We start from the raw sequence: 16640 nt of genomic DNA, 5'->3' as shown, positions 1-16640 counted from the left end.
CTAAGATCCCTACACCTTATATATAAGCCCGCCCCCAGCTCCCGATCGGAAGCTGGGGGCGAGCTTCTTTTTGAGGCACTCCCCGCTCATCTCAAGAGACCATTGCGCAAGGCCATCTCTTCACAGCTTGCGCAATGGTCCCATATATTGGTAAATGGGTGCGTAGGTGGAGCTATATAGGATGGTGAAGAAAGCTATATAGCTTTGGACTGATTCCGTATAGCTTTCGGTGCGAAGCTATATAGCTTTGTGAAGTGACCTATATTAGATTGTTGCTCCGCGTAGGGATAAAAGTTATGGACGAGTGGCAGATAAGTTTGGGCTACGTACGTGGCTCTAATATCTACGTGCGTGGATATTTGGATTTACGTACCTGGTCTTTAAGACTACGTACATAGATGCGGAAAAACCACTACGGGAAGGCGCTTTTCCTTCATGAGAAGGACACTTTCCCCTCCGCTGGATAAGAGGAATACTCACGATAAGGCGAAAGGCTTACTCGGTCACATGGGAATGGCATATCGAGGGGCTGGGCGTACGATGCCTTAGCACTCCAAATAGAGGGCAGGACTCGCGGCAACAGTCTCCTCTAAGGGCTATACGCACCTTGTAAGCAAGGCATTTTGATAGTGTACGACGAAAAAACGTATCTTTGGAATGCTTTGTACACACACAAAAAGGACAATTAGAATGAAGAACTTCGATATAGCCATCATCGGTGGCGGTCCTGCTGGCTACAATGCCGCAGCGAATGCTTCAGCCAACGGCCTTCAAGTAGTACTCTTTGAACACACAGCCCTCGGAGGCGTCTGCCTCAATGAAGGGTGCATACCAACGAAGACCCTACTCCACTCGGCCAACCTCCTCGACGAAATGCGCGAAAGCGCTGCTTATGGTATCCATGTAGAGGGAGCTATCTCCGCCAACTACGCAGAGATCGTTGCCCGCAAGGATAAGATCGTCAAGACCCTTACTGGAGGTGTCTCCTACAAGCTCAAGGGTGCTGGTGTCACGGTCATCTCCAAGACTGCTCGCCTCACGGGCGAAGAGGGAGACCGTATCTTAGTCGCTACAGACGACGAGACCTATGCCGTGAGCTACGTCCTCCTTGCTACTGGTAGTGAGACTGCCATCCCTCCCATCCCAGGCCTCAGCGAAGTCGGCTACTGGACGAGCCGCGAGGCCCTCAGTGCCACGACACTCCCCAAGGACATCACGATCATCGGTGGTGGTGTCATCGGTATGGAGTTCGCTGGTATCTATACCTCCCTCGGTGTACCCGTACGTGTCATCGAGATGGCTCCCGAGATCCTCGGCGCTATGGACAGCGAGACCTCGGGCATGCTTCGCAAGGAGTATGCACGACGTGGTATTCAGTTCTACCTCGAGACGAAGGTCACAGCAGTATCTGCTGAGGGCGTAAGCATCGAGACGAAGGACGGGAAGACCGAAGTCCTCCCCACCTCGCAGATCCTTCTGAGCGTCGGCCGTCGTCCCGTGACGGATGGCTTAGGCCTTGAGACGCTCTCTATCCAGATGAACCGCGCAGCCGTAGTAGTGAACGAGTACATGCAGACCTCCCACCCCCGCGTCTATGCTGCTGGTGATATCACAGGCTTCTCCATGCTCGCTCATACCGCTATCCGTGAGGGTGAGGTCGCTATCAACCATATCGTAGGTGGTAGTGATGACCGCATGCGCTACGACTCTGTACCTGCTGTCGTCTACATGCACCCCGAGATCGCAGGTGTCGGGGCTACCGAAGAGAAGCTCCGTGCCGAAGGCCGCTACTACCGCGTGCTCAAGCTCCCCATGGCCTATGCAGGACGCTACGTCGTAGAGAACGAGCAAGCCCCTGGGCTGTGTAAGGTCCTTGTCGACGAGAATGACACCATCCTCGGCTGCCACATCTTAGGGAATCCCGCATCGGAGCTCATCCTCCTGGCTGGTATTGCCGTCACCGACCGCTCCTGCATTGAGGACTTCCGACGCCATATCTTCCCCCACCCCACAGCAGGGGAGATCCTCCACGAGGTCCTCTTCTCCTAAGAGCTACCTACCCACTCCATAGATATAATAGACACATCATATAAGCTAAATCTCATGGCGACATTCGATATCAAGATGCCCAAGATGGGCGAGAGCGTAACCGAGTGTACGATCACCGTCCTCAACGTGAAGGTAGGGGACTACATCGAGGAGGACACAGACCTCTTCGAGATCACTTCTGCCAAGACGGCCGCTACGATCCCCTCCCCCGTAGCAGGTACGATCGTCAAGATCAACTACGCCGAAGGCGACACCGTCGCTGTCGGTGAGCCCGTCATCATCGTCGACACCTCGGGTCAGGCAGTGGCTCCTGCCACCCCAGCACCAGCAGCAGAGAAGGAAGCACCAGCTCCTGCCGCTGCCCCCACCCCATCCATTCCCGTCACCGAAGTGCATCGTGGCACGGTAGAGCGCTGGTACTCACCAGTCGTCCTCGAGCGTGCTAAGGCCGCTAAGGTTAGTCAGGAAGAGCTGGACAAGATCCAGGGCACGGGCTTTGGCGGTCGCGTCAGCAAGGCCGACATCGTCCGCTACATCGAGCAGAAGAAGGGGGCGCCCGCTCCTACTCCACGTGCAGAGCGCGCTGCAGCTCCTGCTCCCGCATCCGCTGCTCGTCCTCAGGTCGCAGCTCCCGCTGTACCCGTTGGTCCCGAAGACCGTGTGATCCCCATGGATCCTATCCGCCGTATCATCGCAGACCGCATGGTACAGTCGGTACAGGTAGCTCCTCACGTGACAAGCTTCATCAAGGCCGACATCACGGATCTGGTGAAGTGGCGCGAAGCAGAGAAGGACAGCTTCAAGAAGCGCGAAGGCTATTCACTGACGTACATGTCTCCCGTCATCGAAGCGGTAGCCCGTGCGCTGAAGGACTTCCCCCGCATCAATGCAGCTGTCGATGGGTACAACATCATCGAGCGTAAGCACGTCAACGTCGGTATGGCCGTAGCCCTGCCTGATGGCAACCTCGTCGTACCCGTCATCCGTGATGCCGACAAGCTGAGCCTGGCAGGCATCGCTGAGCAGGTAGCTCGCCTTGCAGACAAGAGCCGCAAGGGACAGCTCACGCCAGACGAAATGTCCGGTGGCACGTTCACGATCTCGAACTACGGCTCTTCGGGCACGCTCTTCGGTACGCCGATCATCAACCAGCCAGAGTCCGCTATCCTCGGTATCGGGGCTATCGAAAAGGAACCCACGATCCTCGAGACACCTGCTGGTGACGTCATCGCCGTCCGCCATAAGATCTATCTCTCCTTCTCCTATGACCACCGTATCATCGATGGTATGCTCGGCGGCGCCTTCCTACAGGCTGTAGCACGCTACCTCGAAGAATGGAAGACTAACAACGCATAACCATGAGCTCAGTAAAGAAGATATATGGGATCAAGACCACCGACAAGGAGACCCTTCGTCGCTGGTACTACCTCCTCTACCTCGGCCGTTGCCTTGATGAAAAGGCGCCCAGCTATCTGCTACAGTCTATCGGGTGGCAGTTCCACGCCTCCAACGCTGGCCACGATGGTATCCAGCTCGCTATCGGACAGATCTTCCAGCGAGGCAAGGACCATCTCTTCCTCTACTACCGTGACCTACTGGCAGCCCTATCAGCTGGTATGACGGTCGAGGAGATGATCCTCAATGGTATCTCCAAGGCTACCGACCCCACGAGTGGCGGCCGACACATGTCCGACCACTACGCTAAGGTCGAATGGGGTATCCACAACATCTCCTCCTGCGTCGCTGCGCATGACTCTCAGGCTGTAGGTCTGGCACGTGCTCTCGACTACTATGGTGTAGACGGTGTGGCTATCGCTTCACACGGGGAATCCTCCGCTTCCGAAGGCTATGTCTTCGAAGCTATCAACGGTGCAGCTCGTGAGCGCCTCCCAGTCATCTTCGTCCTCCAGGGCAATGGCTATGGTATCTCCGTGCCTACGCACGAGCAGACGGCTAACCCACGCGTCGGGCAGAACTACGCTGGCATCCGCCATCTCAAGGTCCTCTTCTGTAATGGTAAGGACGTCTTCGACTCTATGAACACCATGGAGGCTGCACGTGAGTACGCTGTCAAGCACCGCACGCCTGTCGTCGTCACGGCAGACTGCGTACGTATCGGCGCACACTCCAACTCGGATAAGCACACGCTCTACCGCAGCGAAGAAGAGCTGCAGCGCGCTCAGGCAGCAGACCCACTGCCTAAGTTCCGTCGTATGCTCCTGCGCTACCAGCGCTTCACCGAAGAAGAGCTGCAGGCTATCGAAGCAGAAGCACGCGAAGAGCTGAAGGTCGCTAACCGCAATGCGCTCAAGGCACCAGACCCCACGGCTGATACCGTGATGGAGTACGTCATCGGCGAAGCTTACCCTGGCGACAAGTACGGTACGGGTATCCCCGATGGTTCGGGCGAGAAGCTCACACTGGTACAGGCTATCAACAAGACCCTCAAGCAGGAGTTCCGTCACAATCCCGACACCTTCCTCTGGGGTCAGGACGTCGCTAACAAGGATAAGGGTGGCGTCTTCAACGTGACGAAGGGCATGCTTCAGGAGTTCGGCAACAAGCGAATCTTCAACGCTCCTATCGCAGAAGACTACATCGTAGGTACGGCAAACGGTATGAGCCGCTTCAGCGACAAGATCCGTATCGTCATCGAAGGGGCTGAGTTCTCCGACTACTTCTGGCCGGCTATGGAGCAGTTCGTGAACTCCACGCACGACTTCTGGCGCAGCAACGGGCAGTACTCTCCCAATATCACCATCCGCCTCTCTACGGGTGGCTATATCCAGGGTGGTCTGTACCACTCGCAGAGTGTCGAAGGTGTCCTGACGACCTTCCCAGGTGCTCGCGTTGTTTATCCCTGCTTCTCGGACGATGCCGCAGGGCTTCTCCGTACGGCGATGCGCTCACGCGGTGTCACGGTCTTCCTCGAGCCCAAGGCACAGTACAATAGTGCTGAGTCTGCCTCGGTCATACCCGAAGACTTCGAAGTACCCTTCGGCAAGGCACGTATCCGCCGCGAAGGGACGGACGCTACGCTCATCACCTACGGGAATACGCTCCACTTCGCTCTCAATGTCGCTGAGCGCATCCAGAAGGACCTCGGCAAGAGTATCGAAGTCATCGACCTTCGCTCGCTCGTACCCTGGGACGAAGAGACCGTCTATGCCTCTATCCGCAAGACGTCCAAGGCGCTCATCGTACACGAAGACCGCGTCTTCGGTGGCTTCGGTGCAGAGCTCGCGGCTTCGATCGCCAAGAAGGCCTTCCGTGATCTGGATGCCCCCATCTTCCGTGTCGGGGCACTCTCCACGCCCGTAGGCTTCCACAAGTGCTTTGAGCTGACGACCCTGCCCAGCGAAGACAAGATCTACGCCGCAGCTAAGGAGCTCATCGAATACTAACTCCAAAAGCAACGACAATATGAAGACTATAGGACTGCTCTACAGCAAGAGCACAGCCTACACCGCCGAGCTGGGAGAGCGTATCGCTGCAGCCTGGGGGAAAGGGATCGAATATGTAGACATCGACACGGCACATCTCGCTGACGTCGAGAAGCACGATGCGCTCATCCTCGGTACGCCTACTTACTTCAACGGCGAGCTGCCTTCGGCTTGGGACGAATTCCTTCCCGAGATCGAGGACGCTGACTTCTCCGGCAAGCGCGTAGCTATCTACGGCCCTGGCAATCAGGTAGAGACCCCCGTCAGCTTTGCTGATGGCGTGGGTATCCTCGCCAGATACTTCGAGGAGCTGGGTGCTGAAGTCGTCGGCCGCACGTCGCGCGAAGGCTACGAATACGAGCATTCACTCGCCGAGTGCGGTGATCAGTTCGTCGGCCTCGTCGTCGATCCAACAAATCAGCCTGAGCTTACCGACGCCCGCCTCACCGCTTGGATCAAGCAGGTCAAGAAGGAATTTGGCGTAAAGTAAGGCGCACGTAGAGGCCACGCCTCTATTTGCTATCCATCGCAAGTCCGCCCCCTCAGCGCTCCCACGACAGTGGTGCAGCGTCTGAGGGGGCGGACTTTTCTATTCGGACCTATTGAGCTCAGCGAGCGAAGGGGCTTATTTCACGGCAAAAAGTAGCCGGGCCGAGGGAGCAAAAGGAATGTGATCCATCCTCACACCATCGCTACTGCACGGACGGAACTACTGAAGGCGGCGAGAAAAGATACTTGCCTTCGCGCGCTTTCTTCCTTGAGTTCGCGACAGAAGCATCGGTTGAAGGAGAGATTTCATTCGGTCGATTTCACAGAATCAACCGTATGAACTTGCGCATTTATACCTATTAATCTTCGGATTTATACGTATTAATCGCCGAAATAATACGTATTAATTCCTGCATTAATACGTATAAATCATCACGAAGCTACTTAATAATCGTCGGTTTCTTCCTTATGAAGACGCACGAAGCTCAGGAAGAAACTTCGCCCACGTAAGCTGGTTTCCTCGGCATCTTCCTTATGAATGCACACGAACTTCAAGAAGTGACTTCGCCCACTCCAGCTGCTTTCCTCGGTTAGTTGAGGTGTTTCGGTTAAGACAGCACCGCAGTCAAGGCACCTACCACCCGATGGGAGGCGCTGTGCGAGATCGTCGTCCATGCCCATGCGCTGTGACTTTCGATGACGAGCCGTTAGCATCCTCCGCTCGGAAGGCCTTTTCTGAGGGCATCACTCACGGTGCATGGGGGCTTTTTAGTACCTTTGGGGCGAGATATGTTTGTTTGGTTCGTAATTAATTAGATCATACGTGGAAGCCAAAGTCCCCTCCTCTACCTCGCACTACCTCCGCTCTTCGGTCCCAGTGATTGGGGTCGTCATCTTCTTCCTATTCCTTGCGTTAGCTTACTTTGCGCCCGCTGTCTTTGAGGGCCGTGAGCTCTTCCAGCAGGACGTCGCTGGTGCCAGCGGCAATGCTTCGGATGTCTACAAGCACATGGAGGCTACGGGGGAAGGCTTCTCCTACTGGACCAACAGCCTCTTCGGGGGGATGCCGATGTATCAGATCGCACCCTCCTACCCCTCGGTAGGCGTCATCCGCACGATACAGGATGTGCTGACGCTGCAGTGGCCCTTCACGCTCCTACCAGGATATAGCTGGCTGCTCTTCGCCATGCTCGGTGGCTTCTATCTCTTCATGCGTGCCCTGCGTATGGAGCGCCTACCATCGGTGCTCGGGGCGATCATGTGGACCTTCTCCAGCTACTTCATCATCCTCATCACGGCAGGACATATATGGAAGCTGATGACTCTCTGCTTCATCCCGCCGACGATCGCAGGGATCATACACACCTATCGCGGGCGCTACCTCCTCGGTGGTGCCATGACGGCTCTCTTCGCGGCGCTTCAGATCCTGTCGAACCACGTGCAGATGAGCTATTACTTCGCCTTCCTCATTGTCTTCCTCCTCATCGGCTACTTCGTCGAAGCGCTGCGAGGGAAGGCTCTGCGTAGCTTCATCATCGCTACCTGCGTCACCCTCTTTGCAGGTGCTATCGCTATCGGCATCAACGGCTCGAACCTCTATCACACCTATGAATATGGGCAGGAGACGATCCGTGGTGGTAGCGAACTCACGCCCGAAGCTACCGAAGGCAACCAACAGCAAGTACAGGCTACCGCTAAGGGCCTCGACAAGGAATATATCACCGCCTGGAGCTACGGCAAGGGCGAGACCTTCACGCTCCTCATCCCCAACCTCTACGGCGGAGCATCGGGTGCACTCAGCGAAGGCTCAGCAAATATGGAGGATGTCCCTGCCGAATTCCAGCAGATCATCGGAGGGATGAACCACTACTGGGGTGATCAGCCCTTCACGGCTGGTCCCGTCTATGTCGGTGCCTTCGTCCTCTTCCTCTTCCTCCTCGGTATCTTCATCGTGCGTGGACCGCTGAAGTGGGCACTCCTTGCCGGTACGGCACTCTCTATTGCGCTGGCGTGGGGTCACAATATGATGTGGCTCACCGACCTCTTCATCGACTACATGCCACTGTACAATAAGTTCCGTACGGTGTCATCGATCCTCGTCGTCGCTGAATTCACCATCCCCGCACTCGCCGTGCTGGCACTGGTCGAATTCGCACGCCACCCGAAGGAAGTCCTTCAGGACAAGCTCGCCGTATATGTGAGCCTTGCTCTGACGCTACTTCCCTGCCTCGTGCTGTGGCTCGTGCCTCAGACCTTCCTTGGGCTGATGAGTGACGCTGAGCATGAGATGTTCCGTCAGGCGATGGGCAATAGCCAGCTCCCCGTCTCCTCGATCATGAGCAGTCTGAAGGAAGTCCGTGCCGGTATCGTCTCTGCCGACGCCCTCCGCTCTGGGCTCATCATCATCCTCTCCCTCTTCCCCTGCGTACTCTATGCCCAGGGGAAGATCAAGAAGTCCCTCCTCTTCGCCTCTATCGGCGTCATCACCCTCTGTGACCTCTGGCTCGTCGATAAGCGCTATCTGAATGATGATCTCTTCATCCCCAAGGAAAGCGTCGAAGCACAGGCTCGTCCTGTGACCGCTGTCGACAAGGCTATCGCCGAGGACAAGGATCCTCACTACCGTGTGATGAACTTCGCGGTCAATAGCTTCAACGATGCTACGACCAGCGCTAATCACCGCAGCGTAGGTGGCTACCACGCTGCTAAGCTCCGTCGCTATCAGGACCTCATCGAGCGTCAGCTCGCCAAGCAGAACATGGAGGTCTACAACATGCTCGACACGCGCTACTTCATCTTCGCAGACCAAGAGCATGGCCTGCAGTATCAGAAGAACCCCGAGGCCTTCGGCCCCGCATGGTTCGTCAATGATATCCGCTGGGTCACGACAGCTGACGAAGAGATGTCCGCGCTGGATGATACGCCCCTGCGCACTACGGCAGTCGTCGACAAGCGCTTCGAAGGCGAACTCTCAAGCTACAAGGCTGCTCCTGCCACTGCTACTACAGATAGCCTCGCTACGGATAGCCTACAGCCCGCACCCGCTATCGGTCAGGTAGAGCTCCTCTCCTACGCCCCCAGCCAGGCGAAGTACCGCGTCACGACCGATGTACCTCGTCTCCTCGTCTTCTCTGAGATCTACTATCCTCACGGATGGCACCTCACGCTGGACGGCAAGGACGAGCTGCCTCTGGTACGTGCTGACTATACGCTTCGTGCAGCCTATATCCCTGCAGGGACACACGAGCTGACGATGACCTTCGACCCCGCTTCGATTCATCGTACGGAGCTGGTCGCTAAGGTCTGCACCGCTCTGCTCGCCTTGCTCCTCCTCGCCTCCCTCGTCCAGCCCTTCCTCAAGCGCAAGGACAAGAAGGCTACGACTCCGCAACATTAACCCTTCATCATATTTATCCCAAGCAGCAATGATCAAGCAAGTGATCACAGGCGCCCTCGTATCGGCGACTGTCTTACTCACCGCAAGCAGCTGTAGCCAAAAGCTACGCCCCATGACGGCCGACCAAGTCAAGGCCGAACCTCAGCCCCTCGAAGTCGTCGGGGGCAAAGTACCTGTAGCCGTCCATCTCACCTTCCCCGCGAAGTGGTTCCCCAAGGATGCTACGCTGACCATCGTCCCTATCCTCCGCTATCAGGGCGGTGAGAAGTGGGGCAACGGCACCACCTTCCAGGGCGAAAAGGTCTACGGCAACGACCGTATCGTGTACCATGCTAATGGCTCCAACGCCACCGTCAACTTCGTCCTGCCCTACGTCCCCGCTATGGCAAAGAGCGAGCTCTACCTCAACTTCAAGGGGAAGCAGGGTAGCCGCACGGTCAAGCTCCCCGACCTCAAGGTCGCTGATGGCGTGATCGCTACCGAAGCTCTCGCTACGCTCGCAGGCGTGACGCCCGTCATCTCTCCCGACGGCTTCCAGCGCGTCATCAAGGAGGCGTATGATGCCAACATCATGTTCCTCATCCAGCAGTCCAACGTCCGCAGCTCCGAGCTGAATAAGGACGAGGTGCAGGAGTGGAAGTACACCGTACAGAACGCTAAGGAGACTCCCAACCAGGAGGTATCTGTCGAAGTCCAGGCCTACGCCTCCCCCGATGGTGGTAAGGAGCTGAACGAAAAGCTCAGTGCTTCGCGTGAGAAGAACACCACGGCACAGCTCAAGACGGCCTTCAAGAAGCAGAAGATGTCTGACGTCGCTATCGACGCTCACTACACCGCTCAGGACTGGGAAGGCTTCAAGAAGCTCGTCGAGCAGAGTGACTTCCAGGACAAGGAACTCGTACTTCGCGTACTGAGCATGTACCCCGACCCCGAGCAGCGTGAGCATGAGATCCGCAATATCTCGGCTGTCTTCAGCAAGCTCGCAGATGAGGTTCTCCCCAAGCTCCGTCGCTCACGCCTCGTCGCTAACGTCAAGATCATTGGCAAGAGCGATGCTGAGATCCAGAGCCTGCTGGAGAAGTTCCCCAGCGCACTTACTGTCGAAGAGCTTCTCTACTCGGCTACCCTCACCGATGACGTAGCTCAGAAGGAGAACATCTACAAGCTCGTCATGCAGAAGTACCCCAAGGACTACCGCTCATACAACAACGTCGGCTCACTCTGCCTGCAGCGTGGTGACTATGAGTCTGCCCTCGTATGGTTTGACCGTGCGCTCAAGCGTAAGGACAACCCCGAGACGAAGGTCAACCTCGGCCTGCTGGCACTGAAGGATGGTGACCTCAACAAGGCCACTTCACTCATCGCCGAAGGCAGCTCTATGCCTGGTGTAGGTGACGCTCTTGGCTTCCTCTATCTGCGTCAGGGTGACTACGCCAAGGCTGAGACGGCCTATGGTGATGTCACGACGAACAATGCTGCCGTAGCACAGATCCTCAACCGCAACTACAGCAAGGCTATCAAGACGCTCGAAGCTATCGCTAAGCCCGATGCTACGACCGACTACCTCCGTGCTATCGTAGCTGCTCGCATGGGGGACTCTGCCAAGGCTATCTCTTCACTCCAGAAGGCTCTGCAGAAGGATCCCAGCCTCACCTCACGCATCGATGCTGACCTCGAGTTCGCTTCACTGCGTGGCCTGAAGGACTTCACTCAGCTGACGCGCCTCTACTAAGCCTACTCGCTCACTAAATAAGCGACTACAAATACGCCACTGGGCGGCTACCTCACGATGGAGGTAGCCGCCCGGTGGCATTATAAGGGGATAGCTCTCTCGAGAGCTAATCTATGAGAAAGGCTTACTTCAGATGGAGTCCATTGAGGAAGGCAGAGGCAGGCATCGCCTTCTTCCCTGCGGGCTGTAGGGTCTTGATAGCAAGACGCCCCGCAGAGGTCTGAATCTCCAGACTACGTCTGCCCGTGATGATGACAGAACCGATGGGGTGCTCTTCCGTGGGGAGCTCTTCACCGCTGACAGCCGTCTCTAGGATCTTGAAGGGCTGAGCTTCTTCGCCAGCAAAGGAAAGGAGGCACCATGCTGCAGGATAAGGAGAGAGGCCACGCACGAGGTTATTCAGCTCTACCGCTGGGCGATCCCAGTGTAGCTGGGTATTCTCCTTCGTCAGCTTAGGTGCATGCGTGGGATTCGCCTCATAAAGGCTCTGGGGCTTGGCCTTCGGCTCTTCGTCTGCGAGGAAGAGGTCGACACTGCGCTGGAGCGTTTCTGCTCCGAGGAGCATCAGCTCATCGTGGATCTTCCCCACACAATCCTCTGGCCCGATAGGTAGGCTCGCTTGCAAGAGGATATCCCCGGTGTCGAGCTCATGGCGCAGGCGGAAGGTCGTGACCCCCGTCTCCGTCTCGCCATTGATGATCGACCAATGTATGGGAGCTGCACCACGATACTTAGGCAGGAGTGAGCCGTGGAGGTTGATCGTCCCGAAGCGGGGGAGTGACCAGACGACCTCGGGGAGCATACGGAAGGCGACCACGATACCGAGATCGGGGCGTAGTTCCTTCAGGCGACCGACGAAGGCCTCATCCTTGAGTCGCTCAGGCTGGAGGACCTCGAGTCCTACCGATTCGGCGTAGATCTTGATGCTACTCTGCTTGAGCTTATGCCCACGACCAGCCGGCTTATCTGGCATGGTGACGACTGCCACGATGTTGTATCCACCTTCGACGAGGCGCTGGAGGGACGGCAGGGCAAAGTCCGCGGTCGCCATATATACGATACGTAGATCTTCTTTCTTCATCTCTTTATAGGGGCTATGGTGGAGCAAAGCTACAAAGAATTGCCCTATCAGCTGGAGGGAGAGACACTACGAGAGCAGGATATGAACCTATATTGGTCGTCGGGGCAACCTATATTGGTCAGCTTCGTGACCTATATTGGTCGGCTTCACGAGCTATATAGGTTCACCCGACGACCTATATAGGTTGGTAGCACCCTCCTTTAGATAGCTGCTCGGGACAGTAGCCTCTCTATGCTATGGTTAGAGGAAGCTGAGGCCTTGGAAACACCAGCTATTCGCAGAGGATATGTCGGGATGTCGATGAAAATCACTATCTTTGCGCCGTTCGACGATTGTCTCGAAGACGAGAAGCCCTCCTTCCTCCGCGGACAGAGAGGACTCGTGTGATGGGAAATTAGAAGACACTAATTTTGAGTAACACAATTTAAAACAAAGAGAATGAAGACTTTCCAACTCTCAGGCCAGCTCCGCAACGAGCTCGGTAAGAAGGCCGCTAAGGGCCTCCGCGCTGGTGATCAGATCCCCGCAGTCCTCTACGGAGGCAACGAAGTACTCCACTTCACCGTAAGCCAGGATGGCGTACGTAACCTCGTCTACTCTCCAGACATCTTCGCTATCGACCTCGACATCGATGGCCGTCAGGTCAAGGCTGTCCTCAAGGACCTCCAGTTCCACCCCGTCACTGACGCTATCCTCCACCTCGACTTCCTCCAGGTAGAAGCTAACAAGCCTATCGTCATGGAAGTTCCCGTCGTCCTCACTGGTCACGCTGAAGGTGTGAAGGCAGGGGGTAAGCTCAGTCTCGAAATGCGTAAGCTCAAGGTACGCGCTCCTTACACGGAGATCCCCGAGAAGCTCTTCATCGACGTTACGGAGCTTGGTCTTGGTAAGACCATCCAGGTCGGTGCCCTCAGCTTCGAAGGTCTCGAAGTCATCAACGCTAAGAACGCTGTCGTCTGCGCCGTTAAGCTCACCCGTGCTGCACGTGGTGCTATGGCTAAGGGCAACAAGTAAGCTACAGCTCAGCCTAAGCGATAGAGCACCTTGATGTGCTCCCATCGCCCAACCTACAGAGGCTACCCCTACCACATGTAGGGGTAGCCTCTCTTCTTCTCCCTCCTACCCTCTCCCCTGCTCATGTAGTCCCGACCATCAGATGTCCCTTCGCACTCGCCTATTCCTTCTCCTCAGCCTGTTCGCTCTCACCGCACCAGTCTACTCGCAGCCTTACCCCGAAGCGATCGAGATACTGCGCCGCTATGAGCAGCGTCCTGGGGTACGTGTCACAGCTCTCGTACGCGATCTCCAGACGGGAGAGCCCGTACTTGCTCACCGCACGTCCGAAGCCTTCCGCCCCGCCTCGCTGGTGAAGATCCCCACGACGGGAGCCTTCCTTGCGCTACGTGGGCATGACTACCGCTTCCACATCCCCGTGATGATCCGCGGACAGGTCGATGGCGAGACACTTCATGGGGACTTGGTGCTGAAGGCCTCAGCAGACCCTTCACTTGGATCGCACTACATCCCCAATCAGAAGCGCCTCATCAGTGAGGTCAAGGCGCTGCTTGAGGAGCGCGGGATCACCCGTATCACGGGACGTCTAATCATTGACCTCCGAGGTTTCCCCCGTCCTTTCTTCAATGAGACTTGGGCCGACGAAGACCTTGACGAGTACTATGGCGCTCCCATCTCGGGCTTTAACATCGCAGACAACTACGCCGATCTCTACCTCTTCTCCAGCGACGGGGAGCAGCCTGTCGTGGAGCCGAATGTCGCATCACTCCTCGTCCCCACGCACCAAGAGCTACTCCTCGGTAGTTCAACTCAACTGGACCTTACCCCGATGCGTAGAGCCGACACCCTGCTCATCTCGGGTACCGTACGCGAAGGCCTCTCAGGTCGACACCTACGCTGGACGATGCCTGACCCTCCCAGCTATGCCACGATGTGGCTCAATGAAGGCCTGCGGCTCGAGGGGATCGACCTACAGGATCGCCCCGAGCTCAACTATGACGAGCTCATCACGGGCCTTGATACGCTGGGCTACTACACCTCACTCCCTGCGGATACACTCGCGAAGATCACGAACTTCCGTAGCTCCAATATCTATGCCGAAGGCCTTGCTTATGCGCTCAATAGCTACGAGCAGCGCAAGACAGGCCAGCCTACGGTGATGCGCTCCTACTGGCGGGAGCGTCTGGGGCTTACTCCGACCGAGTTCTATCCTATGGATGGGTCGGGACTCAGCCCAGAGGGACGCCTCTCCTCCGGGGCACTCAGCCTCATCCTCTCAGAGCTCTGGCGTGACCAGTCACTCCACAAGCCTTTCTTGACCTCACTCCCCGAAGCTGGTGTCGAAGGCACAGTACGTAGCCTCTCCATCCCGAGCGAAGTGACCGCCTACCTCAAGAGTGGCTCTATGCGTGGTGTACGTGGCTATGCGGGCTACCTCCTTCATGAGGACAAGTGGTACAGCATCGTCTACATCGCTAACGGAGCCATCAATAGTGCTGAGGCGCGTGCGACCTTCACCCGCCTCTTGACGGGGCTCTTTACCCAGCAGCCCCTTCCTCCGCCTCCTGCCCCCACGAAGAAGATAGCGGCGAAGGGGAAGAAGCATAGCGAGCACAGCAAGGGTAGCAAGAAGGCTTCACACAAGGCCTCCTCTAAGTCCTCACGCAAGGGGAAGAAGCGTTAGCCCAAGAGGCTAATAGCGTGCTACATGGGCGGATAGTCGTATATTTGCGCTATAGTACAACTCGGTATCCTTCTCTAATCCCCTTTCCAGAGGGAGCATACCCCAAGGAATATGAACCAAAAGACTACCTTTACTACTCTCGCTCTCTGCGCCCTCGGGTGCATCGGAACGGCCAAAGCCCAAGAAGCTCGCTACTTCAATCCCGTGACAGCTGCTGTCCCATCACTACAGATTAGCCCTGATGCGAGGGCCTCTGGTATGGGCGACGTCGGGGTATCAACGACAGCAGACCCCTACTCCCAGTATTGGAATCCCGCCAAGTTTGCATTCATCGATAGCAAGGCCGGCCTATCGCTCGGCTATACACCTTGGCTATCTCGTCTGGTAAACGACATCGCACTGATGCATGCAGGAGGCTACTTCCGCATTGGGAATGACAACACCCAGACTATCGGTGCTTCGCTCCGCTACTTCACCATGGGTAAGCTCACGACGTGGGATGCCTCTGGAAGAAGCCTCGGCGTATCGCACCCCAATGAGTTCGCCATCGATGCGAGCTACGCCCGTAAGCTCTCCCCCAACTTCTCCCTCGCTGTAGCCCTGCGCTACATCCATTCGGATCAGGGAAGCCGTGAGCAAGGAGACCGCCCTGGGTCAGCCTTCGCCGCCGACATCGCAGGCTACCACCAGAAGTACATCACGATCGGTGGGGCTGAGTGCCTGTGGACAAAGGGCTTCAACATCCGCAATATCGGCACGAAGATCTCCTTTGACGGAGGGACGACTTCCTCCTTCATCCCCACGAATCTCGGTCTGGGTACGGGACTCCTCTACCCCATCGACAAGGAGAACATGATCTCCGTAAACCTCGAGGCTAATAAGCTCCTCGTCCCCACACCTCCCACGGGGGATGCAGGGAAGATCACCGACTATCAGAAGACCTCTGCCATCGCGGGGATCTTCAAGAGCTTCGGTGATGCGCCTGGTGGCTTCGGCGAAGAGCTCAAGGAAATCCGTTGGAGCCTTGGTGCAGAGTACAACTATTGTGATAAGTTCTTCGTGCGTGCTGGCTACAGCTACCTCCATCCCAACAAGGGGAATCTCCAAGCCTTCACCGCTGGGGCAGGCTTCCGCATGAGCGCCTTCCGCATCGATGCATCCTACCTCATCTCTACGATCTCCGACAATCCACTCGATCAGACTCTCCGCTTTACGCTGGCCTTCGATATGGACGGCATCCGCGGACTACTCAAGTAATATATATGCCACAGATACCTTTCCGGACGGGCTTCGGCTATGACGTCCACCGCCTCAGTGACGGCTACGAGCTTTGGCTCGGCGGCGTGAAGATCCCCTTTGAGCAGGGCCTCGAAGGTCACTCCGATGCAGACGTACTCCTCCACGCTGTATGTGACGCCCTCCTTGGAGCGGCTGCCCTCGGTGATATCGGAGTGCACTTCCCACCATCCGATATGGCGTACAAGGGCATTGACAGCAAGATCCTCCTCAGCCGTAGCTGCGCCCTCGTGCGTGAAGCAGGCTATGAGATCGGCAACATCGATGCGACAGTAGCAGCAGAGGCACCGAAGATCAACCCACACATCCCCGAGATGCGTCGTGTGATGGCGGAGGTTATGGGCATCCCAGAGAGTGCTATCTCGCTGAAGGCTACGACAGCCGAGCGCATGGGCTTCGTCGGTCGCCGCGAAGGGATGGAAGCCTTCGCCACCGCACTCATCGCCGTCAAGGGC

At 56.7% G+C, this 16640-nt stretch carries 11 protein-coding genes; 10 read left to right on the top strand and 1 reads right to left on the bottom strand.

What is annotated here, in order from left to right; translation table 11 throughout:
• Positions 1-690: 690 nt before the first annotated feature.
• The 6 genes from lpdA (at position 691) to HMPREF1323_RS08860 (ending at position 11110) form a co-directional block, all read left to right on the top strand.
• Positions 691-2049 (top strand): dihydrolipoyl dehydrogenase, encoded by a 1359-nt coding sequence (gene lpdA, locus HMPREF1323_RS08890; RefSeq protein ID WP_009433816.1) that lies wholly within the window; start codon positions 691-693, stop codon positions 2047-2049.
• A gap of 54 nt (positions 2050-2103) precedes the next feature.
• Positions 2104-3405: a dihydrolipoamide acetyltransferase family protein gene (locus HMPREF1323_RS08885; RefSeq protein WP_009433826.1), complete on the top strand. Its 1302-nt coding sequence runs from the start codon at positions 2104-2106 to the stop codon at positions 3403-3405.
• 2 nt (positions 3406-3407) lie between these two features.
• The gene (locus HMPREF1323_RS08880; protein WP_009433825.1) at positions 3408-5453 is read left to right on the top strand and encodes an alpha-ketoacid dehydrogenase subunit alpha/beta; all 2046 of its coding nucleotides are present in this window, start codon (positions 3408-3410) and stop codon (positions 5451-5453) included.
• 19 nt (positions 5454-5472) lie between these two features.
• Positions 5473-5982 carry a flavodoxin gene (locus HMPREF1323_RS08875; RefSeq protein ID WP_009433820.1) on the top strand — a complete coding sequence of 170 codons (510 nt, stop codon included), beginning with the start codon at positions 5473-5475 and terminating at the stop codon, positions 5980-5982.
• Positions 5983-6804: 822 nt separating this feature from the next.
• Positions 6805-9378, top strand: coding sequence for a membrane protein (locus HMPREF1323_RS08865; protein ID WP_009433815.1), 2574 nt, complete (start codon positions 6805-6807; stop codon positions 9376-9378).
• A gap of 28 nt (positions 9379-9406) precedes the next feature.
• On the top strand, positions 9407-11110 hold the full coding sequence (locus HMPREF1323_RS08860) for a tetratricopeptide repeat protein (protein WP_009433821.1): 1704 nt from the start codon (positions 9407-9409) through the stop codon (positions 11108-11110).
• Between the two features lie 124 nt (positions 11111-11234).
• Here HMPREF1323_RS08860 and fmt read toward each other — a convergent pair whose 3' ends face one another.
• Complete coding sequence (gene fmt, locus HMPREF1323_RS08855; RefSeq protein WP_009433818.1) at positions 11235-12191, bottom strand: methionyl-tRNA formyltransferase; 957 nt, start codon at positions 12189-12191, stop codon at positions 11235-11237.
• A 438-nt stretch (positions 12192-12629) separates the two neighbouring features.
• Here fmt and HMPREF1323_RS08850 point away from each other — a divergent pair, with 438 nt between their 5' ends.
• The 4 genes from HMPREF1323_RS08850 to ispF form a co-directional block, all read left to right on the top strand.
• The gene (locus HMPREF1323_RS08850) at positions 12630-13205 is read left to right on the top strand and encodes a 50S ribosomal protein L25/general stress protein Ctc (protein WP_009433819.1); all 576 of its coding nucleotides are present in this window, start codon (positions 12630-12632) and stop codon (positions 13203-13205) included.
• 142 nt (positions 13206-13347) lie between these two features.
• Positions 13348-14889 (top strand): D-alanyl-D-alanine carboxypeptidase/D-alanyl-D-alanine endopeptidase, encoded by a 1542-nt coding sequence (dacB, locus tag HMPREF1323_RS08845; protein WP_009433822.1) that lies wholly within the window; start codon positions 13348-13350, stop codon positions 14887-14889.
• Between the two features lie 111 nt (positions 14890-15000).
• Positions 15001-16146: a type IX secretion system outer membrane channel protein PorV gene (gene porV, locus HMPREF1323_RS08840; RefSeq protein ID WP_009433823.1), complete on the top strand. Its 1146-nt coding sequence runs from the start codon at positions 15001-15003 to the stop codon at positions 16144-16146.
• Positions 16147-16160: 14 nt separating this feature from the next.
• On the top strand, positions 16161-16640 hold a 480-nt coding region (gene ispF, locus HMPREF1323_RS08835), incomplete at its 3' end, for a 2-C-methyl-D-erythritol 2,4-cyclodiphosphate synthase (protein ID WP_316913265.1).

Source organism: Porphyromonas sp. oral taxon 279 str. F0450, assembly GCF_000292995.1.
Taxonomy (GTDB): Bacteria; Bacteroidota; Bacteroidia; order Bacteroidales; family Porphyromonadaceae; genus Porphyromonas; species Porphyromonas pasteri.
This window is presented reverse-complemented; position numbering and strand designations above follow the sequence as displayed.

Excerpts from the sequence above, each read along its gene's own strand:
- HMPREF1323_RS08875 (WP_009433820.1), top strand. The coding sequence starts at position 5,473 with ATGAAGACTATAGGACTGCTCTACAGCAAGAGCACAGCCTACACCGCC.
- fmt (WP_009433818.1), bottom strand. The coding sequence starts at position 12,191 with ATGAAGAAAGAAGATCTACGTATCGTATATATGGCGACCGCGGACTTT.
- dacB (WP_009433822.1), top strand. The coding sequence starts at position 13,348 with ATGTCCCTTCGCACTCGCCTATTCCTTCTCCTCAGCCTGTTCGCTCTC.
- HMPREF1323_RS08880 (WP_009433825.1), top strand. The coding sequence starts at position 3,408 with ATGAGCTCAGTAAAGAAGATATATGGGATCAAGACCACCGACAAGGAG.
- porV (WP_009433823.1), top strand. The coding sequence starts at position 15,001 with ATGAACCAAAAGACTACCTTTACTACTCTCGCTCTCTGCGCCCTCGGG.
- HMPREF1323_RS08885 (WP_009433826.1), top strand. The coding sequence starts at position 2,104 with ATGGCGACATTCGATATCAAGATGCCCAAGATGGGCGAGAGCGTAACC.
- lpdA (WP_009433816.1), top strand. The coding sequence starts at position 691 with ATGAAGAACTTCGATATAGCCATCATCGGTGGCGGTCCTGCTGGCTAC.
- HMPREF1323_RS08860 (WP_009433821.1), top strand. The coding sequence starts at position 9,407 with ATGATCAAGCAAGTGATCACAGGCGCCCTCGTATCGGCGACTGTCTTA.
- HMPREF1323_RS08850 (WP_009433819.1), top strand. The coding sequence starts at position 12,630 with ATGAAGACTTTCCAACTCTCAGGCCAGCTCCGCAACGAGCTCGGTAAG.